Source organism: Pseudomonas sp. MWU12-2345, assembly GCF_023242385.1.
GTDB lineage: Bacteria > Pseudomonadota > Gammaproteobacteria > Pseudomonadales > Pseudomonadaceae > Aquipseudomonas > Aquipseudomonas gingeri_D.
On the sequence record NZ_JALLJA010000007.1, the window covers coordinates 310,243 to 335,205 of the forward strand.

The 24,963-nt window shown below is 58.1% G+C and carries 25 protein-coding genes; 18 read left to right on the forward strand and 7 right to left on the reverse strand.

The window, feature by feature from the left end:
* Positions 1-39: 39 nt before the first annotated feature.
* Entirely contained in the window at positions 40-1,491 is a 1,452-nt protein-coding gene (locus tag M5C71_RS16740; protein WP_103498894.1) for an anion permease, read from the forward strand.
* Positions 1,492-1,672: 181 nt separating this feature from the next.
* A complete protein-coding gene (locus M5C71_RS16745) occupies positions 1,673-2,944 on the forward strand; it encodes an aspartate carbamoyltransferase (RefSeq protein WP_248768303.1) in 1,272 nt (423 codons plus the stop codon).
* Between the two features lie 128 nt (positions 2,945-3,072).
* On the opposite strand, the gene M5C71_RS16750 is transcribed toward M5C71_RS16745, so the two are convergent.
* Entirely contained in the window at positions 3,073-3,270 is a 198-nt protein-coding gene (locus M5C71_RS16750) for a DUF1737 domain-containing protein (protein WP_177104610.1), read from the reverse strand.
* Positions 3,271-3,558: 288 nt separating this feature from the next.
* On the opposite strand from M5C71_RS16750, the gene M5C71_RS16755 reads away from it, so the two are divergent.
* The 5 genes from M5C71_RS16755 to M5C71_RS16775 all read left to right on the forward strand — a co-directional run bounded on the left by M5C71_RS16755 (position 3,559) and on the right by M5C71_RS16775 (position 9,827).
* Positions 3,559-4,497 carry an AraC family transcriptional regulator gene (locus M5C71_RS16755; RefSeq protein ID WP_248768304.1) on the forward strand — a complete coding sequence of 313 codons (939 nt, stop codon included), beginning with the start codon at positions 3,559-3,561 and terminating at the stop codon, positions 4,495-4,497.
* 133 nt (positions 4,498-4,630) lie between these two features.
* Positions 4,631-5,098 carry a (2Fe-2S)-binding protein gene (locus tag M5C71_RS16760; protein ID WP_248768305.1) on the forward strand — a complete coding sequence of 156 codons (468 nt, stop codon included), beginning with the start codon at positions 4,631-4,633 and terminating at the stop codon, positions 5,096-5,098.
* Positions 5,098-7,347, forward strand: a complete 2,250-nt coding sequence (locus tag M5C71_RS16765; RefSeq protein WP_248768321.1) for a molybdopterin cofactor-binding domain-containing protein — start codon at positions 5,098-5,100, stop codon at positions 7,345-7,347. The genes M5C71_RS16760 and M5C71_RS16765 overlap by 1 nt, the downstream gene beginning before the upstream one ends.
* Before the next feature lie 16 nt (positions 7,348-7,363).
* Entirely contained in the window at positions 7,364-8,716 is a 1,353-nt protein-coding gene (locus M5C71_RS16770; protein WP_248768306.1) for a cytochrome c, read from the forward strand.
* Between the two features lie 88 nt (positions 8,717-8,804).
* Positions 8,805-9,827: an XdhC family protein gene (locus M5C71_RS16775; protein WP_248768307.1), complete on the forward strand. Its 1,023-nt coding sequence runs from the start codon at positions 8,805-8,807 to the stop codon at positions 9,825-9,827.
* 77 nt (positions 9,828-9,904) lie between these two features.
* On the opposite strand, the gene M5C71_RS16780 is transcribed toward M5C71_RS16775, so the two are convergent.
* Positions 9,905-10,906, reverse strand: a complete 1,002-nt coding sequence (locus tag M5C71_RS16780; RefSeq protein WP_248768308.1) for a LysR family transcriptional regulator — start codon at positions 10,904-10,906, stop codon at positions 9,905-9,907.
* Positions 10,907-11,046: 140 nt separating this feature from the next.
* Here M5C71_RS16780 and M5C71_RS16785 point away from each other — a divergent pair, with 140 nt between their 5' ends.
* The 5 genes from M5C71_RS16785 (at position 11,047) to M5C71_RS16805 (ending at position 15,694) form a co-directional block, all read left to right on the forward strand.
* On the forward strand, positions 11,047-11,604 hold the full coding sequence (locus tag M5C71_RS16785) for a flavodoxin family protein (RefSeq protein ID WP_248768309.1): 558 nt from the start codon (positions 11,047-11,049) through the stop codon (positions 11,602-11,604).
* A 143-nt stretch (positions 11,605-11,747) separates the two neighbouring features.
* Entirely contained in the window at positions 11,748-12,428 is a 681-nt protein-coding gene (locus tag M5C71_RS16790; protein WP_248768310.1) for a carboxymuconolactone decarboxylase family protein, read from the forward strand.
* 239 nt (positions 12,429-12,667) lie between these two features.
* On the forward strand, positions 12,668-13,690 hold the full coding sequence (locus M5C71_RS16795; RefSeq protein ID WP_248768322.1) for an alpha/beta hydrolase: 1,023 nt from the start codon (positions 12,668-12,670) through the stop codon (positions 13,688-13,690).
* Positions 13,691-13,777: 87 nt separating this feature from the next.
* The gene (locus tag M5C71_RS16800) at positions 13,778-15,001 is read left to right on the forward strand and encodes an MFS transporter (protein WP_248768311.1); all 1,224 of its coding nucleotides are present in this window, start codon (positions 13,778-13,780) and stop codon (positions 14,999-15,001) included.
* Between the two features lie 96 nt (positions 15,002-15,097).
* The gene (locus M5C71_RS16805; RefSeq protein WP_248768312.1) at positions 15,098-15,694 is read left to right on the forward strand and encodes a flavodoxin family protein; all 597 of its coding nucleotides are present in this window, start codon (positions 15,098-15,100) and stop codon (positions 15,692-15,694) included.
* Between the two features lie 45 nt (positions 15,695-15,739).
* On the opposite strand, the gene M5C71_RS16810 is transcribed toward M5C71_RS16805, so the two are convergent.
* Complete coding sequence (locus M5C71_RS16810; RefSeq protein ID WP_103498889.1) at positions 15,740-16,645, reverse strand: LysR family transcriptional regulator; 906 nt, start codon at positions 16,643-16,645, stop codon at positions 15,740-15,742.
* Positions 16,646-16,763: 118 nt separating this feature from the next.
* Between M5C71_RS16810 and M5C71_RS16815 the strand changes: the two genes are divergently transcribed.
* Entirely contained in the window at positions 16,764-17,183 is a 420-nt protein-coding gene (locus M5C71_RS16815) for a DoxX family protein (RefSeq protein WP_248768313.1), read from the forward strand.
* Positions 17,184-17,224: 41 nt separating this feature from the next.
* On the opposite strand, the gene M5C71_RS16820 is transcribed toward M5C71_RS16815, so the two are convergent.
* A complete protein-coding gene (locus M5C71_RS16820) occupies positions 17,225-17,887 on the reverse strand; it encodes a dihydrofolate reductase family protein (protein WP_248768314.1) in 663 nt (220 codons plus the stop codon).
* Positions 17,888-18,312: 425 nt separating this feature from the next.
* Between M5C71_RS16820 and M5C71_RS16825 the strand changes: the two genes are divergently transcribed.
* Together M5C71_RS16825 and M5C71_RS33745 are read left to right on the forward strand one after the other, a co-directional pair.
* A complete protein-coding gene (locus M5C71_RS16825; RefSeq protein WP_103499750.1) occupies positions 18,313-18,936 on the forward strand; it encodes a YbhB/YbcL family Raf kinase inhibitor-like protein in 624 nt (207 codons plus the stop codon).
* 52 nt (positions 18,937-18,988) lie between these two features.
* The gene (locus M5C71_RS33745) at positions 18,989-19,825 is read left to right on the forward strand and encodes a helix-turn-helix transcriptional regulator (protein ID WP_248768315.1); all 837 of its coding nucleotides are present in this window, start codon (positions 18,989-18,991) and stop codon (positions 19,823-19,825) included.
* A 39-nt stretch (positions 19,826-19,864) separates the two neighbouring features.
* Here the strand turns inward: M5C71_RS33745 and M5C71_RS16835 are convergent, their stop codons facing one another.
* The 3 genes from M5C71_RS16835 to M5C71_RS16845 form a co-directional block, all read right to left on the reverse strand.
* Positions 19,865-20,323 carry a metallophosphoesterase family protein gene (locus M5C71_RS16835; protein WP_248768316.1) on the reverse strand — a complete coding sequence of 153 codons (459 nt, stop codon included), beginning with the start codon at positions 20,321-20,323 and terminating at the stop codon, positions 19,865-19,867.
* A gap of 131 nt (positions 20,324-20,454) precedes the next feature.
* A complete protein-coding gene (locus tag M5C71_RS16840) occupies positions 20,455-21,402 on the reverse strand; it encodes a DHH family protein (protein ID WP_152741968.1) in 948 nt (315 codons plus the stop codon).
* Entirely contained in the window at positions 21,399-21,965 is a 567-nt protein-coding gene (locus M5C71_RS16845) for an aminotransferase class V-fold PLP-dependent enzyme (RefSeq protein ID WP_255916953.1), read from the reverse strand. Before M5C71_RS16845 ends, M5C71_RS16840 begins: the two co-directional genes overlap by 4 nt.
* Before the next feature lie 751 nt (positions 21,966-22,716).
* Here M5C71_RS16845 and M5C71_RS16850 point away from each other — a divergent pair.
* The 3 genes from M5C71_RS16850 to M5C71_RS16860 all read left to right on the forward strand — a co-directional run bounded on the left by M5C71_RS16850 (position 22,717) and on the right by M5C71_RS16860 (position 24,645).
* On the forward strand, positions 22,717-23,067 hold the full coding sequence (locus M5C71_RS16850) for a hypothetical protein (RefSeq protein ID WP_103499746.1): 351 nt from the start codon (positions 22,717-22,719) through the stop codon (positions 23,065-23,067).
* Between the two features lie 446 nt (positions 23,068-23,513).
* The gene (locus tag M5C71_RS16855; protein WP_103499745.1) at positions 23,514-23,828 is read left to right on the forward strand and encodes a hypothetical protein; all 315 of its coding nucleotides are present in this window, start codon (positions 23,514-23,516) and stop codon (positions 23,826-23,828) included.
* Positions 23,829-24,306: 478 nt separating this feature from the next.
* Entirely contained in the window at positions 24,307-24,645 is a 339-nt protein-coding gene (locus tag M5C71_RS16860; RefSeq protein WP_248768317.1) for a hypothetical protein, read from the forward strand.
* Positions 24,646-24,963: the final 318 nt, after the last annotated feature.

A 24,963-nucleotide genomic window follows, 5' to 3' on the forward strand; every position in this document is an offset into this window, starting at 1 on the left:
TCACTCGCATTCAGCCCCGGTATTATTAGGAACTCGATCGTGCGTAATCTCTGGACATTTCTGCTGCCACCTTGCGTTGCCCTGGTGCTCGCCCTCCTGCCGGCACCGGCCGGGTTGGCCCCCCATGCCTGGTATTTTTTCGCCCTGTTCGCCGGGGTGGTCGTCGGCCTGATCTTCGAACCGCTGCCGGGCGCCGTGATTGGCCTGATCGGAGTCGCGGTCGCGGCGGTGCTGGCCCCCTGGGTGCTGTTCAGTCCGGAACAACTGGCCAGCCCAGGCTTCAAGGTGCCTGCGGAGGCCTTGAAATGGGGCCTGTCGGGTTTCGCGAACAACACGGTCTGGTTGATCTTCAGCGCCTTCATGTTTGCCCTGGGCTATGAGAAGACCGGGCTGGGGCGGCGGATCGCGTTGCTGCTGGTCAAGCGCATGGGCCGCAAGACCCTGACCCTGGGCTATGCCGTCATGCTCGCGGACCTGGTGCTGGCGCCCTTTACCCCGTCCAACACCGCTCGTAGTGGCGGGACCATCTACCCGGTGATTCGCAACCTGCCCGGACTCTACGACTCCAAGCCGAACGACCCCAGCGCCCGGCGCATCGGTTCCTATCTGATGTGGGTTGCCATCGCCTCCACCTGTGTCACCAGCTCACTGTTCATGACCGCATTGGCGCCCAACCTGCTGGCCTCGGCCCTGATCGAAAAAATCGCCGGCGTGCATATTTCCTGGGGCCAGTGGTTTATCGCCGCCGCACCGGTCGGCCTGCTGTTACTGGCAGTGCTGCCCTTGCTGGCGTACTGGCTGTATCCGCCACAGATCAAGAGCAACGAAGAAGTGCCGGCCTGGGCGGCCCGCGAACTGATAGATCTGGGCCCACTGTCTCGCCGCGAAAAGATCCTGTTGGCGTTGGTGGTGAGTGCGCTCGGACTGTGGATATTCGCGGGGGATTGGCTCGACCCGGCCCTGGTGGGCATCCTGGTCATCGTGTTGATGCTTCTGACCCAGGTCATCACTTGGGATGACGCACTGGGCAACAAGGCCGCCTGGAACACCTTCGCCTGGTTCGCCACCCTGGTGGCCCTGGCCGACGGGCTGACACGGGTGGGCTTTGTGCCGTGGTTTGGTCAATTCGTCGCGGCCCACCTGAATGGATTTTCTCCAAACGTTGCCATGATGCTGCTGGTGGTGGTGTTTTATCTGGCTCATTACCTGTTTGCCAGCTCCACCGCCCACACCACCGCGCTGCTGCCGGTGATGCTGGCGGCCGGGATGGGGGTGAGCGGCATCGATCTGCAAGCCTTCGCGCTGCTGCTGGGCACGTCGCTGGGGCTGATGGGCATCATCACACCCTATGGCACGGGGCCGAGCCCGGTCTACTACGGCAGTGGTTATCTGCCCAGTGCCGATTACTGGCGCCTGGGCTCTATCTTCGGCGGGTTGTTTCTCATTCTGCTGCTGGGCCTGGGTGCGCCTTGGATTCTTGCGCTGTCCTAGCGTCGTATAGCTAGCCTTGCCCTGCTTCTGGAACTGCTCCAGCAGAAATTGCACCTGAGCACACTTGGGCATGAACCGGTGAAGCACCCGCCTGCGAGACCAGCCGAAAATCTACGCTTGAGTTACACGAACCGGCGAGCAACAATACGCTACGTGTACACATCATTCGAGATCACTCCCAATGTCCCAGCAAGTCTTCCTGCGTGATGCCATGCGTCGCCTGAACTTCACCCGTGACGCATTGGCGCAGCGCATCGGCGTTTCCAGGCGAGCCCTGGATAGCTGGCTGTTGCCAGACGAGTCGCCAGAAGTCCGTAATATGCCGGAGATTGCCCAGCGGTTTATCCTGGAAATTCTAAAAAAGACATCGACCTATACACATAGTGTAGATACCCATCCAGCAGGTAACAGTGAATCGGGCCAACACCTGTTGTCGGTGGACAGCTATACCCGCGACTCGGTAGAGGCGCTGTTGCGTGTCGCCGACATCATGCAGCCGATTGCACGCCGCCAGAAAACCACACGCGTACTGGAAGGTGCGGTACTGGCCAATCTGTTTTTCGAGGCCAGCACCCGCACCCGCCTGAGTTTCAGCTCAGCCTTCGCCCGCCTGGGTGGATCGGTGTGCGACACCACCGGATTTACCTTTTCCTCAATGGCCAAGGGCGAGTCGATCCATGACACCAGCCGGGTCATCAGCGGCTACGCCGATGCCATTGTCGTGCGCCATCCAGAGCAGGGAGCGGTAGCCGAGTTTGCCCGTGCCACTCACGTGCCGGTGATCAATGCCGGCGACGGGCCGGGTGAACACCCCAGCCAGGCATTGCTCGATCTCTACACAATCCAACGCGAATTCTCGCGCCTGGACAAGCTGATTGATGGCGCCCATATCGTCTTTGTCGGCGACCTCAAATACGGCCGCACCGTGCACTCGCTGAGCAAACTGCTGGCGCTGTACCGCAACTTGAGGATCACCCTGATCTCGCCACCGTCGCTGATGTTGCCCGAGAGCCTGGTGGAGCACCTTGCACGCAATGGCCACCATGTCGAACAGACCTACGACCTGCCCAGTGGGTTGAAGGGCGCGGATGTGGTCTACGCCACCCGCATCCAGAAAGAGCGCTTTGCCCAGCAGGAAACGCTGGAGGGCTACAGCACCGACTTCCAGATCAACCAGGCCCTGGTCAACGCCACCTGCGGTGCCCGCACCCTGATCATGCATCCGCTACCACGGGACTCGCGCCCGGACGCCAATGACCTCAGCGTCGATCTCAACTCCGACTCGCGACTGACCATCTTCAAACAGACGGATAACGGTATCGCCGTACGCATGGCCATCTTTGCCACACTGCTGGGTGTTCAAGACCAGGTTCAGCACTCGTTACGCGAGGTGGGATGGCGGGTACCGGTGTACTTGGGCCCGGACGAAGAAGTGCCCTATCGCGACCAATGACCTGCAAGCGGTGAAAAGGATCATGAGGCCTCGGAGCCAGGAAGATGCCCCGGCAAGCAAGTTGCTTGTTCATGAGGCCTCGGATTGTAGGGAAAGCGGCCGTCCTCGCACCAGGAGATAGTCGCTGACTATTTGGCGGAGGTAGCACCTGCGGACCAGATTATTGCCTGCGCAACGATCACCTGCTGCCCGTTGAAAGTGACTGCAGGAGAACCATGCAGCACGTACCCCATGCTCAAGGCGTCACTGACACGGTGGCAAAAGGCGGCGTCATCGGGGCCAGTCAGTACGCGATAAATGGGAAGTCCTTCTGGGGGTAGGCTCATAGATCAATTTCCTTCGATAACGGGTGGAGTTTCCCTGGCATTTTCACCGCCAACGAGTTCCGCCGACGGGTAGTACGTGATCCTGTGCTGCACAAACCGGGACTGCTGCGGCCCAAGCCCAACGAGTGGTTTGTACCAGCGCTTTTTAGCGATTGAGGCCTTTGTACGGCCCCCCTCCCTTGATGTAGCTCAATCCGCTGGAATACTTGCCTAATCCTCTGAACTTGCAGCGTGATAGATAGGAAACCCTTCGCCTGCGAGATAGAGTTCGATCAGGAGTACGCCATCATGCCTCAAGTCAGCGCCTGCCAGGAGTCACCCCTGGCAAAGATCATCGACCATCAGATTCACCTGCCGGGCGACTTTACCACGTCGATTTCAGGCCTTACGTTGTTCCGTCGCGAACTGCCGGCGCCCCCTGCCGTGTGCATGGTCGAGCCCAGCCTGATCCTCGTTGCCCGAGGCGAAAAAAGACTTTGGGTGGGTGGCGAGGGCTACGCCTATGACCCATCGAGCTTTCTGATCACCTCTCTGGACCTGCCAGCCAACTCCGAAGTGCTAGTAGCCAGCCCGCAGCATCCATGCATCGGCCTGGTCATGAAACTGGAAGTAAACGTACTGGCAGAGCTCATCACTCAAGGTGGGTTATCAGCGAAACGCGATCGTGCATCAGAGCAAAGTGTCGGCATCGGTACAACAACACCTGCCCTGATAGATTCGATCAGCCGGCTGCTGTCACTGCTGGACGAGCCCGAAGCGATCCCCGTGCTTGCCCCGATGATTCAACGAGAGATTCACTATCGCCTACTCAAAAGTGACCAGGCTGCCCGACTCCGACAGATTACTGCAGTCGATGGCCAAGGCTATCGAATCGCCAGAGCCATCGACTGGCTCAAGCTCAACTATACGATTGCGTTGCGCATCGACGAGCTCGCCGCCCGCGTCCAGATGAGCGCGCCGACCTTCCATCATCACTTCCGTCAACTCACCACGATGAGCCCATTGCAGTACCAGAAGTGGTTGCGTCTGAACGAGGCACGACGGCTGATGCTGAACGAACATCTGGAAGTATCGCGGGCAGCCTTCGCCGTCGGCTACGAAAGCCCTTCCCAATTTAGTCGCGAATATGGCCGCCTGTTCGGTACGACACCGCGTAGAGACATTGCGTTGATGCGTGGTCAAGAACCCAAACAATATGCGTTCACGCAAGACGCGCACACAGCCTGAGGCTCCAATAACCGATACGCCAAGCGTTCCGGCATAACCATGGTGTTGATAGATTTTTTTGACCTGAGATACGACTTGCCGCGCGCGCCTCATAAGTACAACGAAACCCCAACCGAAGATCAGCAGGTGAGCCATGGAACTACGAATCAACCAAAAGACCTATCAGGTCGATGCTGACGCCGACACTCCTTTGCTCTGGGTGATTCGCGACAATCTGGGCATGACGGGGACCAAGTACGGTTGCGGCCTGGCCCAGTGCGGTGCTTGTTCTGTTCTGGTCGACGGAAACGTGGTGCGTGCCTGCGTTACCCCCGTAGCCGGAGTCGTCGGGCGCGAGGTCACCACCATCGAGGCGATCGAAGCCGATGAGGTGGGCAAACGCGTTGTAACCGCTTGGGTCGAACACCAAGTTGCACAGTGTGGCTACTGTCAGTCCGGACAGGTCATGGCGGCGACCGCGCTGCTCAAGCACAACCCGGCGCCCAGTGATGCCCAGATCAAGGCAGCGATGGTCAATCTGTGCCGATGCGGTACCTACAACGCGATTCATGCCGCCGTGCATGACCTTGCCGCACAAACCTCCAAAACGGAGAGCGCATGATGAATAAGCACATCGACGCCACTGAAGGCAGACTTGGCGAATCACTGGACCAGCCGGTCAACTTGTCACGCCGCCGGTTTCTGACCAGTACCGCCGTGGGTGCCCTGGTACTCGGTTTCGGCCTTCCGCTCGGCTCGACCAGGGTGCAGGCCGCCACCGCGACAACCGCAGAGCGCGGGACTCAGGTTCCGGCGTTTCTCGAGATTCGCCCGGACGGCACCGTACGCCTACTCAGCCCTTTCATGGAAGGCGGACAAGGCACCCACACAGCTATGGCACAGATTGTCGGCGAAGAGCTCGATGCCGATCCGGCCACCTTCATCGTCGAGAGCGCACCGCCCGGCGAAGCCTACGTGGTGATGGAAAACGGAATGCGCATCACCGGAGGCAGCATGTCAGTGCGCATGAGCTACCCAACCATGCGCCGTCTTGGCGCCTTGGCCCGTACGATGCTTTTGCAGGCTGGGGCCGAGCACCTCGGTGTGCCATTGGCCGAGCTGTCCACAGAGCCCGGCCGGGTGGTGCATGCCTCCTCTGGCCGCTCTCTTGGCTACGGTGAGTTGGCGGGTCGAGCCCTCGACATGCCAGTGCCCGACCCGTCGACCCTCCAGCTGCGCGATCCAAGCCAGTTCCGCTGGATCGGTAAGCCAGTGCGGCGTGTCGATTCCTACGAAAAGTCCACCGGCAAGGCCCTCTACAGCATTGACCTGAAGGTCGACGACATGCTCCACGCCGCCGTGCAGCATGCACCGCGCCTGGGAATGACCGTCGGTAGTCTGCGTAACGAAGCGCAAGTAAAGGCGATGAAAGGCGTGGACTCCATTCACCAGCTGCCCGGTGCGGTGGCAGTGGTCGCCGACCGCTGGTGGCACGCCAAGCGCGCGGTGGAAGCGATTCAAGTCGAATGGCTTGAGCCGACTGCCGACTCAAAAGTGCGGTCGATGCCCGCTGATTTTTCCAGTGATGCGTTCCGCGATTCTCTTGCGACTCAGCAGGGCCCGGCCCGTGAGGACGAGCGCGAAGGCGATGTGGCCGCCGCACTGGCCAGTGCCAAGACCCAGGTCGAGGCCACCTACCACAACCAGTACCTCAACCACGCGCAACTGGAACCGCCTTCGGCCCTGGCGCGCTTCAACCCCGACGGCTCGCTTGAAGTCTGGCTACCCAACCAGGCGCCGGACATGTTCCGCAACGACATCGCTAAACGCACCGGCCTCGCCCCATCACGAATCACCTTGCACTCGCCGCTGCTGGGCGGTTTTTTCGGCCGTCATTTCCTCTATGACTCGGCCAGCCCGTACCCACAGGCCATCGCCTTGGCCAAGGCCGTAGGCCGTCCTGTGAAACTGATCTGGAGCCGCGAAGAAGAGTTCCTGCGGGACGTGCTGCGCCCCGTCGCCGTGGTCAAGTTCCGTGCAGCCTTGGATGCCGGAGGCCTGCCCGTAGCCATTGAAGCGGTCAGTGTGACCGAGGGCCCAACAGAAGCCATCGCCGGCAAACAGGGCGAAAAACTGGACCCCTCCGCCCTTGAAGGTCTCTCGGGTAAATCCTACGCCATTGCCAATCGGCGCATTGCCCAGATTTACGTGAAAGGGCCGGCCATGCTCGGCTACTGGCGTTCGGTAGGCAATTCTCTCAACGATTTTTTCTATGAAGCCTTCCTTGACGAACTGGCTGACAAAGGCGGCCATGACCCGTTCGAGCTGCGACTGCACCTGCTGCGCGATAACCAGCGTCTGACCACGCTGCTGAACGCGGTGGGCGAACTGTCCGGAGGTTGGAAGCGTGGCCCTTTTACCGCCGAGGACGGCAGCCGACGCGCCCGGGGCGTGGCCATGGCTTCTCCGTTCGGCTCACACGCGGCGGTGATCGCGGAGGTGTCGATCGAAGCCGGCCAGGTCAAGGTGCACGACATCTGGCAGGCGATTGACCCGGGTAGCGTCGTCAATCCGGCGATTGTTGAGGCTCAAGTCAACGGCGCCGTCGCTCTGGGGTTATCACAGGTGTTGCTGGAGGAGGCCGTCTACATGAATGGTCAGCCACGCGCACGCAACTACGACCTCTATCCGATCCTGCCACCGTCCCGCATGGCCAGGGTGCATGTACGAATCGTCGAGAGTGGCGAAAAAATGGGTGGAGTCGGTGAACCTCCGCTGCCTGCAGTGGCGCCGGCTGTGGCCAACGCGGTGGCCCAGTTGACTGGCCAGCGTATCCGAAGCATGCCATTGAGCCGATACACCTTCAGTTGACCGACAGAGACCGTCCATGAAAAACAGCCGATTCGCAAGAACCGTAAGCTGGCTGGCGCTGCCATGCCTGGTCGCCGCAGGCCTACTGACGTGGTACGTCACCCGCCAGCCAGTCTCCCCCTTCGAGCCTGAGAAAGTCACCGAGTCCAGTCCTGACCCGGCCCTGATCAACCGCGGCGAGTACGTCGCTCGACTCAGCGACTGCGTAGCCTGCCATAGCCTGCCGGGCAAAGCGCCCTTTGCCGGGGGGCTGGAAATGGCTACGCCTCTGGGGGCAATCCACGCCACCAATATCACCCCGGATAGAGCCACCGGTATTGGTGCCTACAGCTTGGCCGACTTCGACCGTGCCGTGCGCCACGGCGTCGCGCCGGGCGGCCGGCGGCTCTACCCGGCCATGCCCTACCCGTCCTACGCCAAGCTCAGCGACGATGACATCCGGGCGCTGTACGCATTCTTCATGAACGGTGTGCAACCGGTGAGCCAGGCCAACATCCCCAACGGTATCCCAGGGCCACTCAACCTGCGCTGGCCTATCGCACTGTGGAATGGGCTTTTTGCACCGACGGCGCCCTACGCCGTCAAACCAGCCCAGGATCCGCGATGGAACCGAGGTGCCTACATCGTCCAGGGTCCTGGCCATTGTGGCAGCTGCCACACACCGCGCGGCCTTGCTTTCAACGAGAAGGCCCTGGACGAGTCCGGTGCACCTTTCCTCGCTGGGGCGCTGCTCGATGGCTGGTACGCCCCCAGCCTGCGGCAGGATTCCAACACCGGGCTGGGGCGCTGGAGCGAGCCTGAGATCGTTCAGTTTCTCAAGGCCGGACGTAACAAGCATGCGGTGGTCTTTGGCTCTATGACCGAAGCGTTCAACAACTCCACGCAGTTCATGGCCGACGAGGACCTGGCAGCAATTGCCCACTACCTCAAGTCGCTGCCCGGCGATCCGCAGCGTGATAGCACGCCGTGGCAGTACCAGGCGGCGTCCGCCGTCGAGCACCTGGACAGCCCCGGCGCGCACACCTACGTCACCCGCTGCGCCTCCTGCCATGGCCTGGACGGTCAGGGCCAGCCCGAATGGATGCCGCCCTTGGCAGGAGCCACCTCAGCACTGGCAAAGGAGAATGCTTCAGCCATCAATATCACCCTCAATGGCTCGCAGCGTATCGTCGCCGCCGGTGTACCGGATGCCTACCGCATGCCCGCCTTCCGCGATCAGTTGTCGGATCAGGAAATTGCCCAAGTACTGACCTTTGTGCGTAGCACCTGGGGCAATCAAGGGGCGGCGGTCGATACGGAAGCGGTTGGCAAACTACGTGGGCATACCGACCCGGCCAGCAGCAGCCCGATCATTCTGCACATGCGCTAGCGGTGGGTGGCGACACCAATCTCCATCGCGAGCAGGGTTGCCCCGCGATGATCTTCAAGACCCCCCTGGCCTGAACAAAAGAGAGTAAATGGAAAGTATCGATCTGCTGGTCCTGCGCACCGCCAACGACTGGCTCAAGGCTGGCCATCGCGTCATCCTCGCCACGGTAGCCAGGACCTGGGGCTCCTCACCCCGCCCTGTGGGTTCGATGATGGCCCTGCGCAACGATGGACGTGTGGTCGGTAGCGTGTCAGGAGGCTGCATCGAAGACGATCTGATCCACCGATACACCGAGGCCCATGGCGGCACCCGTATTCCCGACGGGCCACCGCAAGTGCTGCGCTATGGCATCACTGCCGACGAAGCTCACCGCTTCGGCCTGCCTTGTGGAGGGACGCTGGAACTGGTTCTTGAGTTCACGGCGTCGTGGCATGCCCTGGAACAAATGCTGGCCGAGCTCAATGCCGGCCGACTGGTGCGACGCAGCCTGGATCTGAGCTCCGGCACCGTGTCCTTGAGCGCTAGCGCCGCGCCAGAACAGTTCGTCTTCGATGGCCGGCAGATGACCAATACCCTCGGCCCTGGTTACCGCCTGCTGCTGATCGGTGCAGGCGCACTGGCCGAATATCTGGCAACCATGGCGCTATTCAACGGCTTCCGTGTATCGGTATGCGATCCCCGCCACGAATACATCAGCGGCTGGGGCGTCCCAGGCGTAGAGCAGTTGACCGCAATGCCGGACGACGCTGTGCGGGCATTCAAGCCTGATCTGCGCAGTAGCATCGTCGCCGTGAGCCATGACCCCAAGCTGGACGACCTGGCCCTGCTCGAGGCGTTGCACAGCCCCGCCTTCTACATCGGTGCAATCGGCTCGCGGCGCAACAGCAAATTGCGCCGTGAACGTCTTATCGAGCACTTTGGAGAAAGTGAAGCCTCACTTCAGCGCCTTCACGGCCCGATCGGCCTCTACATCGGTAGCAAAACGCCGGCCGAGATCGCCGTCAGCGTAATGGCTGAGATCCTCGCCGCCAAGAACGGTGTCACCCTGCCAAACGCCCTCAAAATTTTGAGTGCCAAACAGGCCCACGAACAAGAAAAGCCCGCGGCCTGAGCGGGATACGGACTCAGGCAGCGCTCCCCGCGGTTTCTACATAACCCATCAGGCAACGATAACCTAGAAAAAATCTCCTATCCGCCGAGCGAGCTTTCAACCACCAAGGGCCCCTTTGGATTGACAACGACAAAAGGTGCCAGATCGGCGATGGGGATATGAAGAGTCGGTTCTGCAGCAAACGCCTGTAGCAGGTACTCAACGGTGACACGGACGCGCGGCGCCATCAATGCACGATGCGGATACTGAATGACCAGTTCATAAACACCCGGATGATGCTGTGCAGACAAGAGCACCTTGAGCCTACCCGCCACCAAGTGCTCCCAAGCGAGATGAACGGCCACCTCAGCCACGCCTACTCCGGCAGACGCGGCCTTCACAAGCCCCTCAGGCGAGGACAGGGTCATCACGGCCGACTCCGAAGGATCTACTGTGATGATGCTTCCGTCTGTTGACTGAAAACTCCAGCACGCGACAACACCATCCAGAAAGCGTCGAGCAATCAGACGGTGCCGTTGAAGTGATTCGACGCTCTCTGGTGCACCATGCCGGGCCAGGTATTCAGGTGACGCGACGATAACAGTATTGAGGTGACAGATCGGTCTGGAAATGAGTGCAGAGTCGCGGATATTTCCGCCTCGAATGGCAAGGTCATATCCGCCTCCGACCAGATCGACGACCCGATCATCGAAGTCCACTTCAACCGACAAACCCGGGTATCGATCAAGCAGATCCGGCAATACCGGCGCCAGGTAACGTTCTCCGAAGGCCACACTCGAGGAGATGCGGACCCGCCCGTGGGGTGTTTCTCGCAGGGACGCCAAAGTGTCGACGGCCGTATCGAGCGCCTCCAGCGCCAAACGAGCCTGGCGCAGGAACACCCGGCCCTCCTCAGTCAACTTCAGTGTGCGTGTGGTTCGATTCAGCAGCCGAACGCCCAGTGCCTTTTCAAGACCCGCAACATTTTTGCTGACCGCTGCGCTGGAAACGCCCAAGGCACGCGCCGCTGCCGCAAAGCCGCCGGTGTCTGCTGCCTGGACGAATGACAGTATGGCGCGAACCCGGTGCGTTGAATCCATATAGGTGCCATTGAATTCCGTGAGGGAGGTATCAGTTTAGCAACCTAAGGTTGAGAGTCATATAACCTTACCCCTACTTCTAGTTAGCCCTGACTCCGAGGAGGATAGAACCATTACCTACTGGAATCAGGAGCACCTCCATGCAAATCAGCATCATTTTTGACAGCGGTTACGGCCACACCAAGAAACAGGCAGAGGCCGTCATGCAGGGCGTTGAACGCGTTGCAGGCGCACAGCCTCATTTGATCGCTGTCAATGGAGAAACCGTGGACTGGGATGTACTCGCGGCCAGTGACGCCATCATCTTCGGCTCGCCGACCTATAACGGCACCATCAGCGCCCGATTCAAGCAGTTCATGGAAGACTCAACCCGCACTGCTTGGCTATCACAAGCTTGGCGCAATAAGGTGGCTGCCGGCTTTACCAACTCCGGCGCCATGCATGGCGATAAGCTGAACTCCCTGATCACCATGGCTTTGTTCGCCGCGCAACACGGCATGATCTGGGCAGGCGTCGACCTTTTCCCGGGGAAAACCGCCAACGAACTCAACCGCGTCGGCGGATGGCTAGGCGCAATGGCGCAATCCAATGACGAATCACCAGAACTGTCGCCTATCGAGAGCGACCTCAACACAGCCGCCCATCTCGGCCAGCGTGTTGCGGAAATCGCTCAGCAATTGCTCAACGGTCGCGTCTGAAGATGGTAGGGGTTGACGATGAAATCCTGCTTCGTCATCGACATGCCATCCCTCGCAACAGATAGCTGAAAACGCCGCGCTCGGCTTTCGCAGCATGCAGGCCGAGCCCGTGGTCTTTTCCCTTTTCAGCAAAGGAAACACAAATGACGCCTCAAAACTCCAATCCGATCTTCCAGATGATTGGCGCCGTCGCCCCTGCCTTGGTGGATTACACGCAGGAGCGGATCATCGATGAACTGTGGAACCGTCCAGGTCTGACAGTACGCGAGCGTGCAATTGCGACATTGAGCACACTGATAGCGCGTAACGCGACCAACGCCTACCGCTATTACTTCATCAAAGCGCTCGATTGCGGCCTGCGGCCCAGCGAATTGTCGGAGTTGATGACTCACCTTGCGTGCTATGCAAGCTTTCCATACACATTCGGTGCAATCGCGGTGCTGAAGGACATCTTCGTAGAAAGGGAGATTGTTCTTGATGAGTTTCCCGACGAGTCTCAGGCCTGCGGAGCGGAGAAATGCGCCTATATGCCAACAACCTCTGTGCCTTTCTCCGAAGCACTGCAGCACTTCACCGCGGATCTGCTTGAGGCAGAAATATGGCATCGCCCTGGCCTTGCCCTTAGAGACCGAACATTGGCAACGTTTTGCGCCGTGGCGGCTCAAGGAAATCTAGAATCGCTCGCGCCCTTTGTCAGTTACGCCCAGGCCCAAGGGATCAGCCGTCAGGCGCTGGAAGAACTACTCGCCCACACTGCATTTTACGCAGGCTGGGCATATGCCAATCGCGTGGCGATATTCTTGAATGGCGCATTCCGCGACTGAAAACCTAAACGGTCTGCAGTGGACCCTGCCAACTGACCCGCCAATCTTCTGCAAAAAATCAGGACTCAGAGAATCAGGCAAGTAATCCATAGGAATGCCCTTCAGGCCCCATGGAAAGACCGAGAGAATGTTCACCCGAGAAACTCATCAAGGACATTCCCATGCTTGTACAAGCCTACGGTGCCCACGCGGGTGATAACCCCCTTGAGTCCATGCAGATCAACCGAAAGGGATACTCAGTGAAAGGCACTTTGCTTGCTCTTGGAATGCTCTTTACCTCCTTTTCTTCAATGGGAGCCGACATGTCGAACGGTGCGGACAACTTCTATACCAGCGATAAAGTGACCGTAGAAAAGGTCACCTTCAAGAATCAATACGGCATGAAAGTCGCCGGGAACCTGTTCACCCTGAAAAGCCTCAACCCTCAATCGAAGAATGCCGCGATCATCGTCGGTCACCCCATGGGGGCGGTAAAGGAACAGAGTGCAAACCTGTACGCCACGAAGATGGCCGAGCAGGGTTTTGTCACGCTGTCGCTGGACCTGTCCTTCTGGGGGGAAAGCGAGGGCATGCCTCGCCAAGCGGTGTCGCCTGATATCTATGCTGAAGACTTCAGTGCCGCCGCGGACTTTCTCGGTACTCGCCCGACGGTTGATCGCCAACGTATCGGCATCATCGGTATCTGCGGCAGTGGCAGCTTCGCCATCAGTGCGGCCAAGATCGATCCGCGTCTGAAGGCTATCGCCACGGTCAGCATGTACGACATGGGCGCGGCCAACCGTAACGGCCTCAAACACGCAGTGACTTTGGAACAACGCCAACAAATCATTCTCGAAGCGGCACAGCAGCGCGATGCGCAATTCTGGGGTGGCGAAGTCCGCTACACCGGCGGCACGCCGCTCAAGCTGACCGGTAATGCCGTGGGCGACGAATTCTACGACTTCTACCGTACACCTCGCGGCGAGGTCACCCCCATCGGTGCATCGCCGCAGACAACCACGATGCCGACGCTGACCAGCAACGTGAAGTTCATGAACTTCTATCCACTCAACGACATCGAGAGCATATCCCCACGCCCATTGTTGTTTATTGCCGGCGCCCAGGCACATTCACGGGAGTTCAGCGAGGATGCCTATAAGCGGGCAGCCGAACCCAAGGAGCTGCTGATCATTCCGGAAGCCGGACATGTAGATCTTTACGATCGGGTCAATCTGATTCCATTCGCCAAGTTGACCGCATTCTTCAACAGTCATCTGAAGTAGCCAGATCAATGTCCAAACCGGGCGCCGATCTTCTCTCGCGGCTTCGCTGCCGAAGCCACGACGCTTCACGCAACAAAGGACTATTCAATGCCCCCTCACACTCTTTCAGCCTCCGGTGAAACACAACATTCATGGGGTGCCGTCGTGGCCATGTCGCTCGCTGCCTTCGTGCTGGTGGCATCGGAGTTCATGCCCGTCAGCCTGCTGACGCCGATAGCGGCCAATCTACATATCACCGAGGGGCAAGCCGGCCAGGGGATTTCCGTCTCGGGGCTGTTCGCCTTGTTCACCAGCCTCCTGATCCCGATGCTGGCTGCACGCGTCGACCGCAAGCCATTAATGATCTCATTGGCACTGCTGATGATCCTGTCAGGAACGGTCGTTGCATTTGCGCCGAGCTACTGGCTTTTTATGGTCGGCCGCGCGTTGATCGGCGTGGCGATCGGTGGCTTCTGGTCGCTGTCGGGGGCAACCGCAATGCGCCTGGTACCTGAAGGCCAGATCACCCGGGCGATGGCGTTCGTCAACGGCGGCAACGCACTGGCAACGGTGGTTGCGGCACCACTGGGCAGTTTTCTCGGGGCCTTGATTGGTTGGCGCGGTGCGTTCTTTTGCGTGGTTCCAGTTGCGCTGATCGCCACGCTCTGGTTGTCGATCAGCCTGCCCGCAATGAAGCCCCACAACCGCTCGGGTACCGGCAACATTTTCAGGTTGATGAAACAAATGCCGGTCGCGCTGGGCATGCTGGCCGTCAGTGTGTTTTTCATGGGCCAGTTCATGCTGTTTACCTATCTGCGCCCATTCCTTGAAACGGTCACTCACGTTAGCGTTTCCATGCTCTCGCTGATGTTGCTGGTCCTGGGTCTGACGGGGCTCATTGGCACATTCCTTATCGAAGCATTCCTGAAAAACAGCCTGTATCGAACACTGATCGTCATTCCAATCCTGATGTCGGTGATTGCACTGGCACTGGTGTCATTCGGCAGCTCGGTAGCCATCACGACGGTCTTGCTGGGTTTCTGGGGACTGGTTGCGACGGCTGCGCCGGTGGGATGGTGGACATGGCTAGCGAGAACGCTACCGGAAGACGCAGAAATGGGAGGTGGCCTGATGGTGGCAATCATCCAGTTGGCAATTGCCTGCGGCGCAACAGTGGGTGGGCTGGTATTTGATCTGAACGGCTACCGCGCGACGTTCGAGTTGAGTGCCCTGCTGCTCGGCGTGGCGGCCGCTCTTGCCTTTCTGGCTGCACGAGCCGGAGGCTCCGTGCGAAAACCTGCGGCAATTTGGCATTGTTCACCAGAGAGATAACAGACTGTTCGATCTACCGTGATTTATAACGCATTTTCGCCCCAGTAGAGTGATTCCCATGTCACCCACCAGCACGAATCACACAGGGAAGCACTCATGAATCCACACACCACTTCGGTTAAAACAGCCATCGTCTACCACTCGGGCTATGGCCATACCGCGCGTATGGCAACCGCCATCGCTGAAGGCGCCGGCCCCGGCGCTGTGCTCGTTGCAATCGACGCCGAGGGGAATGTTGCCGAGGATGCCTGGGAAGTTCTCGCCGGCGCAGATGCCATCCTGTTTGGTTCGCCGACCTACATGGGAGGTCCTAGCTGGCAGTTCAAGAGATTCGCGGACGCCTCCTCGAAGATCTGGTTTGAGGGCGGATGGCAAAACAAGATCTTTGGCGGCTTCACCAACAGCGCCAGTATCAACGGCGACAAGCTCAATACTCTTGAATACTTCTTCCTGCTCTCCGGGCAGCACGCTGGCATCTGGGTGGGTATGGATATCAAGCCGGCGAACGTCAAGGCTTCGAAGCGCGATGACCTGAATCGCATGGGCTCCTATATCGCTCCGATGGCGCAGACACCTGCCGATGCTTCCCCTGAAGAGATGTCGCCAGGGGATCTGGAGACGGCACGCCTCTATGGCGCGCGTGTTGCCTTGATTGCCGGATACTTGCGATCCGGAAAATCTCAGAGTGCCTGAAATCCAAGCCCCTCCGGTTGGGGACGGACGAAGAGGTTCGCCTCGCTATTGCAGATGCGGCCTCAGCACATCTTCGACCCACTTCATGAATACCCGGACCCGGCGCGACAGATTGCTCCGATGTGCGACGACGAGGGACACGGGCAGCGCTCGGCGACGCAAATCGGGGAGGATCTCTACCAGTGATCCGCTCTCCAAATATTGGCCGATCCCCAAGAGCGGTGCCTGAATCAGGCCAAGGCCGGCGAGGGCCGCCGCTTCGTAGGTCTGCGCGCTGTTGAGGTGTAGCGCACCTGGCAACTGAAGCGTCGCGTGGCTGTCGCCGTCCGGATATTCCCATCCATAGGGTCTTGCACCCAACATCGTCGAAAAATGAATGATCTGATGTCCCTGACGCTGGAGATCTTCCAGCGTTCGAGGGACACCATAGCGCGCCAGATAGGCGGGACTGGCGGCGTTGACCATGGGCAACTGGCCCAGTGGACGGGCAATCAGCGTCTCGTCCCTTATGGGTCCAAGCCGCAAGACACAGTCAAACCCTTCTTGCACCAGATCGACCTGCCGATCCGTACTCGACACCTCCAACTCCAACTCGGGATAAGCCGCCATGAAGGCCGGCAAGGCCGGTACGATAGTGGCGCGCGCCACCTCGGTCGGGAAATCGACCCGTAAACGCCCGCGAAGTGTCACGCGATCATCCGCGAACATCGAGTGCAGGTCATCGACATCAGCAAGCAGATCGCGGGCACGGGCATGAAATGCGCGTCCATCCTCCGTCAACTGCACGCTGCGCGTCGTCCGGTGCAGGAGCCTGACACCCATCTCCTCCTCCAGCTTGCGGACCACCGTCGAGGCCCTGCCCTTTTGGATACCCAGGCTATCGGCCGCGCGAGTGAAGCTGCCCATTTCCGCCACGGTTATGAATATGAGGAGGGGTTCGAGATTCTGCATGTTCGGGCCTCGGAATTGTTCACCACAGAGAGAACAGTACGTTCACTTTGTCAGTGCTTATAACATCCCGGAGACACAGTAAGCTTCGAAACTGGATAACCCCAGCGGAGAAAGACAAGTGTCCGAAACGATGAATCTGCATCATGTGCCTGAAACCATGACCTCGCATCACGCCCTGTGGGTCGGCCGGATCATGAGCGCGTTGGTCGTTATCGCCCTGGTGGCAGACGGCACCGTTCAGCTTTTCGCGCCGGCACAGATCGCGAGCCTGTTGCAGGAAACCGGGTTCGCGATGGACCTGACCCGTGTGGTGGGTCCGATCGTGCTCGCCTGCGCCCTCCTTTACGCCATCCCGGCCACTGCAGTCCTCGGCGCGATCCTGGTGACGGGCTTTTTGGGAGGGGCCATCTGCGCCCATGTCCGCATGGGTGAGTTGGGGTCGCCGCCGGAAATCATTTCCCTGCTTCTGGGCGCCATGACCTGGGGCGGCCTCTACGCGCGCGATCCCCGTATCCGGGCCATTCTGCCTATCCGCTGAACCGGGCGGATCAGGTATGGGCGCAGACAGCGCATCGGTTGTTAAGCGCCATTGCCCCCTTGGCGCCGGAGTACAACATGAGTGGCTTTCTCCGATGCGACGAACTGAACGCATTCGTATCCCAGGGCGCGCGCGTCAACCCCCTCGAACAATCGCTCTCCCCCGCCCAGCAGGACCGGCGAAATAGCGATGTGCAGCTCATCGATCAGGCCGGCACGAAGATATTGCCGGATCGTGTCAGGCCCACCACCAATGCGCACATCCATTCCGTTGGCGGCATCGCGCGCCTGCTCAAGCGCCTCGTGAATACCGCCGGTGACAAAGTAGAACGTCGTTCCGCCTTCCATATGGATGGGCGCGCGCGGGTGATGAGTCAAGATGAACGTTGGAACGTGATAGGGCGGGTTGTCTCCCCACCAGCCTTTCCAGTTCATGTCGGGCCAGGGGCCGCGAATCGGTCCGAACATGTTTCTTCCAAGAATCCAGGCACCCACGTTCTTGAAGCTCCGCGCAGCGAAGTCGTCATCGATCCCCGTTGTGCCGCCGTCGGCGCCAAACAGGGTGCGCTGGAAGGTGCGTGTTGGGATTAACCACTGGTGCAAATCTGTCCCACCCACGCCGAGCGGATGATTCAACTCCTGATTCGGGCCCGCTCCGTATCCGTCAAGCGAGATAGTGAAACCCGCAACTCGGACGCGTGTCATGTTCATGCCTCCTTTCGATTGACGCCTAGCTCTCTGTTTCGACAGCCATTCTGCTGTATAGCTCCGACTGCTCTGTATAACAGTCCGCAGAAAAAACTCACGGGGAACGGCTCCCGGTTTGGTATGGCATAAGCATAGTTGAGAAGGATCAGGAGGTTGTAATGACGGTAGGGTCTCCCTGCCCTTTCGCAGAGACTTACGACCCAGTACCTTTTCTTCTGCCTCCACGCATGCCTATACCTGGCCCAAGTTGACTGGATGTGTTCAGTTTCTGATTGGCTGGGTCAAAGGCAAAACTCACTTCCACTCTAAAATCACTCCCGCAGCCGCTCCTTCTCGAGGACTGGTAAACGTCACGATCCCGAGTGCCACATTCACTCGATGAGCCAGGCGCCCGATACCTCACTGCTTATTCAGGCCCAACCATGAAACTGACCAGTAACGCCTTTGATGACAACGCCGCCATCCCGGGGGAATACGCCTTTGCTGTTCCGAACGCGGAGAGCCACTACACACTCTCGAGCAACCGCAACCCACATCTGGCGTGGACAGAAGTCCCGGAGCATACTCAATCGTTCGTTCTGATATGCCACGACCCAGACGTCCCGAGTGTGGGCGATGATGTGAATCAGGAAGGTAAAGTCATTGCAGCGTCCTTGCCGCGCGTCGATTTTTACCATTGGCTCTTGATCGATATTCCTGCCAACCAGCGGGAAATTACTGAAGGGAGTCATAGCAACGGCATCACCCCCCGAGGCAAAAACGGTCCGCAAACTGGCGATGGCCAACGCCATGGCCTCAATGACTACACCGCCTGGTTTGCATCGGACCCACAAATGTCCGGCGAGTACTACGGGTACGATGGCCCATGCCCGCCGTGGAATGACGAGCGGCTGCACCACTACGTGTTCACTGTCTACGCTTTGGACGTGCCCAGCCTCGTGATATCGGGCCCGGTTAACGGCGCGAATATTCTGGATGCACTGCAAGGGCATGTACTGGCCAAGGCCAGCCTTACGGGCACCTACACCCTCAACATGGACCTGTGATTGTGCGGCCAACTTCAGGAACCACACCCTCACCATGGATCGGCCTGAGCCTGTGACTGCCCCGCAACCGGACGACGCCCGCTGGCTGCTGCCATCGGGCGCCCCCCTGCAAGCGCAAGCGCCATGCATGCTGGCCAGGCCGCGCCTGATGAGCCCTCAGCACGCTACCAACTTCCGCTTTTTTGAAGCAACGCTGCTGGTCGTGACATCAGGCCATTTGACACTGGACAGTGGTGACCGTACCTGGGAGTTGGCTGATCCCCGTACCTTGATGGCCGTGGCAAAAAACGCCATCACGGATATTCAAAAAACACCGGATAAAAACAGTTCGACGTTTGCTTCTCTGTTTTTGACGTTCGCACCGGGCCTGATCACTGAGTTTCACCAACGCTATGGGCACAACGTCACGGCCTCATCCATGGTCACTGAATGCAAGACGGCGGAACTGGACGAAGACTTGAATGATGCGCTGCAGTTTTGCATTCGAGGAATCGACTCACGAACCGTTTCGGAGGCGCAACAGACAAATCGGTTGATGGGACTTCTGTTGGCATTGCAGGAGCGGAATATTGTATTCCTCCGTCCTTCAGTCCCTGGGCTGGCGGAGCGATTAACCCAGTTACTGGCCAAGGCTCCGGACAAACACTGGACAGCGGCACAGGTAGGTCGCGAATTAGCCGTCAGTGAAGCCACCTTGAGGCGACGCCTCGCGGAAGAAGGCGTCAGCTTCAGCGCAGTGCTGACCGAGATTAGAATGCATCACGCGATGATGCTGTTACAGACGACGCATTTCAGCATTTCGCAAATAGCCGACGCCTGTGGGTATCGCGCAATCTCGAGATTTTCAATGCGTTTCAAAAGCCGCTTTGGTTTCTCTCCTGTACGGTAGGAAAGAAACGGATGGCCCCACCGTTTTCGTTCATTCGGATCATGGCAGAAGCGAAACCAGGCGAGGCTCGATGGAGGTCTCAAGCACCTCCAGCAGCGCCAGTGTCACCGGAAGCTTGAAACGCCGTGGACCCGCGCTCCCTGGGTTGAGGTACAAGGTTTCATCACGCCATTGAATGAGAGGCTTGTGCGAGTGGCCGGTGATTACCAGCTTTATGCCCTCATCCAGAGCTGTTGGAACATCGGCGATGTCATGCACGAGCAGGGTCCGCCATCCGCTCAGGTCGAGCCGCAGAAGGTCCGGCAGATGGGCTGCCCAGGGTGCGTCCTGGTCGTTATTACCGCGCACAACAAACAGTGGAGCGATAGCGGCCAGGTACTCAAGCACCTCAGGCTTACCGATGTCGCCGGCGTGAATGATTTTTTCACAGCCCTTCAGGGCAGCAAGGGCCTCGGGACGGAGAAGGCCGTGAGTATCGGAAATCACTCCAACTTTCATGCAGGGCACCGTGAGGGCTGGAAGTGGTTAGCGAGTGTACCCACAAGTGCCTCGGGCAGAGCAATGTATCGAAATCACGGTCACCTGTTGCGACAAAGCGAGCCGGTGGCGCATTCGGCCAACCTGGCGGTTCAACTTCTCGCTATCTCCGGTATGGCGTCTGCAATGGAGATACGGCCCAAGCCCAACTTCACCAGCTCCTTACGCAGCAGCGAGCGCTCAAGCACCGCCATTCCGGCCTGCCATTCGATCGGCAGCAAATGACTCAACTTCTGTTGGCTGACCAAGGGCTCAGCCAGAAAGTAGCTCTTGCACTCGCGGATGCTGATGACGTTCAACAGCCAATCTCTACCCTGCGCCGCCAGCCAGTGAGCAATCGTTGAGCGATGCGTTCGGATCAGCGCACTGGCATCCCACACCGCCATCTGCGCGAAAACCTGCGGCAGGTTGCTATCGACTTTCAGCCGCTTCATATCAACCGCCAACGCGCCAATCAGGTCTGACTCGATAGTCGCTTGGCACTCGGAGAAATACCGCTCAGGCCAGTCCGCAGCCAGTTTCGCCCGCCGTGCGAGGACCTCATAAGCCCGGATATCCGATTGGGTGGTCAACTGCCCGGTGAAATTCAGGGTATTGTCCAGAATCGCCGTGGCCAGCAACGCAGCACTTTTTTTGCTGATCCGCGGCAACAACCCCGTCGCTTCCCAACGCTGAAAAACCTGAGTCGCTGCTGCTCCGATCTGCAGAATCTCCGCACCAGATCCAAGCTTCTGCGCCCAATAGTTTTCAAAACCAGGGTGGTGGTCAATGACTTCCACCACCTGATCAAGCACCACCACCGGGTCAAAATGGTGGTAGTCGGAGACATCCACCAACACGAACTCATCACCCGCTCTCGGCCGATAATCGTCCAGAGAGGATTGCCATCCGAGCACGGTCCTGGAGATGCTGGCATTGAGCGGGGCACTACTGACGGCCCGAGCATCGACGCCCTGTTGATTCAACAGCTCGGCGTACGCAATGCAACAGGCATACGCGTCGATGTCCAGGTACGCCGACCCGGAGGTCACCACCCTCATGACACGTGAGCCACAGCGTGAGCTGCCGAGACAGTCGAAGACAACTTCAGCGCGTGGGCCATACCCTCCAGAATCCGCTCATAGCCGAACTGACACTGTTCTTCGTCGATGGAAATACGTACTGTGGCTCCGGCGACCCGGTCGGGATATCCCAGCTGTGTGACCGTGTTGGATAGGCTGAGTGTCTTGTCCGAACACGCCGACCCTGCGGTTATGTAGATCGACTGCGTGTTCAAGGCTGACTGTAGTTTTTTTGTATTCACTCCCGGCGATGCAATAAAGCTCACGCACGGTACACGCGGTGCTTGCTCACCGATCACGACCACCTCGCCCAGCATCGCTTGCAGCGTACGTTCAAACGCTTCCCGACTGCGTTGTGCCGCGGCTTTTGCGGAGCAGCATTTCTGCTGTTTCTCCTGCAACGCGGTTTCAATCGAAAGAACACCCGGGTAATTCTGCGTACCACCGCGCAACCCGCCTTCCTGGCCGCCACCAACAATCAACGGCGACAATCCGTAGCGATCTCTGGCGTACAGAAAACCGGCACCGGGTATTGGAGCCACTGTTGAAAATCAAGCAGTCGGCACCCGCACCCACCACTATCAGATTTATCCATGATCTGACAAAACATCGACATCGGCTTTCCTTAAAATCCATTGTCCATAGTTAAAACAGCGTATTAGCGTGCCGAATTACTTTGTCACGTTCTTTTTCGGCAGACAAAACTCGCATGCTTTCATTTCATAAATGTGACGTGTGAGGGAGCCTTATGGCTGTTCAATGCACGGATAACCTTTTGCGGGTAAGCCCTTTGTCCTTCGTTTTGCTCCCCTTATCCCCTTCCGTTTCAACGCGCCTTTTAGGACCTTTTTAGGGCGCGGGACGTCAGGGGAGATGTCACCCGATTTTCGCAACAAGGGGTCGATGCGGGCATGAACCGTACCGATACAGGCGAAAAAGTAGGACCGCTCTTACATGAATCGATCAAGTGCCTGATTCGCCCGTCCCTTCATGCACCTACAGGCATAAAGTCAGCTTTTGGCCGACTAAATCGTGGGAAACGGCTGACTGCCTCAACCAACAGAATTGATCGACTATTTGCTCAGGGTCGCTGTCGAGGAACAGCCCCTCATCAGGTGGTCATGATCTACAAGGCTACGACGTACAGGAGTGCGTTGATCAGTGCAGTACGCCGGGCATTCATAGGCGAGGACAGGCGTCACTCCCTCACCGACCGAATGCCCGATTTTCACACTGACGGACGCTTGCTACCAGGCAATGCCTCCGGACAAATGATCGATTGCAGGAGATACGATGAAGTCCTCAAAACACCTGGATAACGCGCTCGAGGCTGCCGGTTGTATTGAAGAAAAACTCAAGGCTGCGGTAGAGGCATGGCGGGCCGACATTGACCGTTTCGCTTCAAGTTATGAACTGAAGGAGATCAATCACGAATTAAGGTTAACCATCAGGCAGAGAGAACATCAGCTTCATTCGTCCATTCATTCTCAGTGCAGCGAATTAACCTGTTTGATCAGAAACGTAAAATCCGATCTGGATATGATCAAGTTCAATAGACAGTTGTGGAGCGCCACCCTGCTGTATGGGGTCACGCCCTTCCTCATCATGACCGTTATGTTTGCATGGATAGATAAAGTCAAATAGAGCACAGCGCATTCACCGTGTCACTGGCAGGTTGGCGTTTGTGGTTCTCTCGTTGCTCGGCACGGTCTACGTGCTGATTCACAGCCATTCATATCCCGTACGCAGAGCACGCCTGCGTACGGGTGTGAGGTCTCTGCCGGCATTGTGCCCCTAACCCTCCGCTACAGACATGCCAAAGACGGTAACAAGGCCTCAAAAGCGGATCCGATGTTTCGCTATTCAGTCGTCGAGGCTTTTAGCCAGACGGGCCACCAACGCCATGTGGCCGTGGCTGTTGATCACGCAGTAGTCCGCCCTCTACCTCACGCCTCGGGTGAGGTATGCAGACTTCAGTATACTGAGAGGCCCCTTTATCCAAGTCAGTGGGTTGCAATGCCGAGCCGCAAAAGCAGATCACTCGCATCGTCTTATAGCTGGGCCTCGCAGGCCACAGCGGAGCGACGCACATGACAGCCACCCCCCTCATCGCTCGTGAGGTTTACCAGGTGCTCAAAGAGGTCGCTCTGGGTGTACGCGCCCTGCGTCGACTGAGCCCGCAGTCCTGGAGCGAGATCCATACCGGACCTATGCCCGTTGAGGTCGATGGCTGGACGCTTACGCTTTTCAATGACGGCGACATTCTGGATTACTGTGAAGACGCGACGTGCCCTGCTGGAAGAACAGGAACGCTTGAAGACTGGCAGCGTTACGGAACCAATCCAGTTGATCTACTGAGCGCTTGGGAACATCGGCAGTTGGAGCTCATGCTCGCCAATCTTTGAGACCCCATCACCCTTCTTCGTCATCCAAAATGCTACTGGTTAAAGCGCTAGCTCTTCCAGGCTGGAAGCCTGAGTATCAGACCTATGTAGTGCTTCCCTGAAGGATCACCTGTCAGAAAAAACGCCCGATCAAAAGGGAAAAGCACGCGCCAGTTGTGAGGAGGCCTCTTTCTCTAGGAGTGCGCCCAAATTCACTCAGCTTTCCAGCAGAGAGCAGATCATCTGCACGCGTCAAACGAAGTATATCCCTACAATCACCCGAGAAATGGCTGGCTATCTCAGTCAATGGGTTTGGCTCGACTATTAGACCGGGATGACGGCTGACAAAAACCTCTTCCCAGGAGGTGTTGTCCTCGAGACCACCGTGTACTGACGGTTCATTGATCGGTTGATGGTACGCCCAGACTTTGCAAGTGTGAGCACGTCAATGGACTACTCTACAAAACCAAAGCCGCTGTCAATGGCTTAGGAGAGCGAAGTGAGAGATCCAGCATCAAAATATGATCTGACATCTACTGAAAATCTGTTGAATCGAAACATCTCAAATCAGGGCGATAAGTTAAACGACTCGATCAGAGAGTTGCGTACGTCTATTAAAGAACAGAGTGAGAGCATAGCTACTCTCAGCAAAACCCTCATCGATCAACGCCGTCAGTTTTGTAAGGAAATTGCCGAAGAAATCGCACTGAACAATCGTATAGAACGTGATAGGGCCAAAGAGCAACGGTCTGACAGAATCGGAAAATGGATGGTCATTCTGATGACCACGGTGATAATAATTCTAACTGTTTTTAAACTACATATTGAAAGCCTTTAAAATTTTGGCAGTCCCTGCTGGCGCCAGGACCACCTGACATCAAGGTTTCAAAAACTCAACGTCAGTCGGCAAGCTTGTCTCTCTTGATCTGCGCTCACACCGTACACAGCAGTGAGCATTTGTGGGACGCGGCAAGGACGCCGCCATGGCCCCCCCTTCCCCTCGAAGCCCTCATGTTAAAACAACGTTTCCATGAGGCACACCCTGTGACAGCACGTGCAATACAAGAACACTACATCCAGAACTGAGAACAGAGCCCCCTGCTCTCTGTACGACTGTGCGCGGCATACGTGTAGTTGCGCGCAATTAGCTAGGCCG

Coding starts and splice junctions, on each gene's coding strand:
- M5C71_RS16745 (WP_248768303.1), top strand. CDS start 1,673: ATGTCCCAGCAAGTCTTCCTGCGTGATGCCATGCGTCGCCTGAACTTC.
- M5C71_RS16750 (WP_177104610.1), bottom strand. CDS start 3,270: ATGAGCCTACCCCCAGAAGGACTTCCCATTTATCGCGTACTGACTGGC.
- M5C71_RS16755 (WP_248768304.1), top strand. CDS start 3,559: ATGCCTCAAGTCAGCGCCTGCCAGGAGTCACCCCTGGCAAAGATCATC.
- M5C71_RS16760 (WP_248768305.1), top strand. CDS start 4,631: ATGGAACTACGAATCAACCAAAAGACCTATCAGGTCGATGCTGACGCC.
- M5C71_RS16765 (WP_248768321.1), top strand. CDS start 5,098: ATGAATAAGCACATCGACGCCACTGAAGGCAGACTTGGCGAATCACTG.
- M5C71_RS16770 (WP_248768306.1), top strand. CDS start 7,364: ATGAAAAACAGCCGATTCGCAAGAACCGTAAGCTGGCTGGCGCTGCCA.
- M5C71_RS16775 (WP_248768307.1), top strand. CDS start 8,805: ATGGAAAGTATCGATCTGCTGGTCCTGCGCACCGCCAACGACTGGCTC.
- M5C71_RS16780 (WP_248768308.1), bottom strand. CDS start 10,906: ATGGATTCAACGCACCGGGTTCGCGCCATACTGTCATTCGTCCAGGCA.
- M5C71_RS16785 (WP_248768309.1), top strand. CDS start 11,047: ATGCAAATCAGCATCATTTTTGACAGCGGTTACGGCCACACCAAGAAA.
- M5C71_RS16790 (WP_248768310.1), top strand. CDS start 11,748: ATGACGCCTCAAAACTCCAATCCGATCTTCCAGATGATTGGCGCCGTC.
- M5C71_RS16800 (WP_248768311.1), top strand. CDS start 13,778: ATGCCCCCTCACACTCTTTCAGCCTCCGGTGAAACACAACATTCATGG.
- M5C71_RS16805 (WP_248768312.1), top strand. CDS start 15,098: ATGAATCCACACACCACTTCGGTTAAAACAGCCATCGTCTACCACTCG.
- M5C71_RS16810 (WP_103498889.1), bottom strand. CDS start 16,645: ATGCAGAATCTCGAACCCCTCCTCATATTCATAACCGTGGCGGAAATG.
- M5C71_RS16820 (WP_248768314.1), bottom strand. CDS start 17,887: ATGACACGCGTCCGAGTTGCGGGTTTCACTATCTCGCTTGACGGATAC.
- M5C71_RS16825 (WP_103499750.1), top strand. CDS start 18,313: ATGAAACTGACCAGTAACGCCTTTGATGACAACGCCGCCATCCCGGGG.
- M5C71_RS16835 (WP_248768316.1), bottom strand. CDS start 20,323: ATGAAAGTTGGAGTGATTTCCGATACTCACGGCCTTCTCCGTCCCGAG.
- M5C71_RS16840 (WP_152741968.1), bottom strand. CDS start 21,402: ATGAGGGTGGTGACCTCCGGGTCGGCGTACCTGGACATCGACGCGTAT.
- M5C71_RS16850 (WP_103499746.1), top strand. CDS start 22,717: ATGAAGTCCTCAAAACACCTGGATAACGCGCTCGAGGCTGCCGGTTGT.
- M5C71_RS16855 (WP_103499745.1), top strand. CDS start 23,514: ATGACAGCCACCCCCCTCATCGCTCGTGAGGTTTACCAGGTGCTCAAA.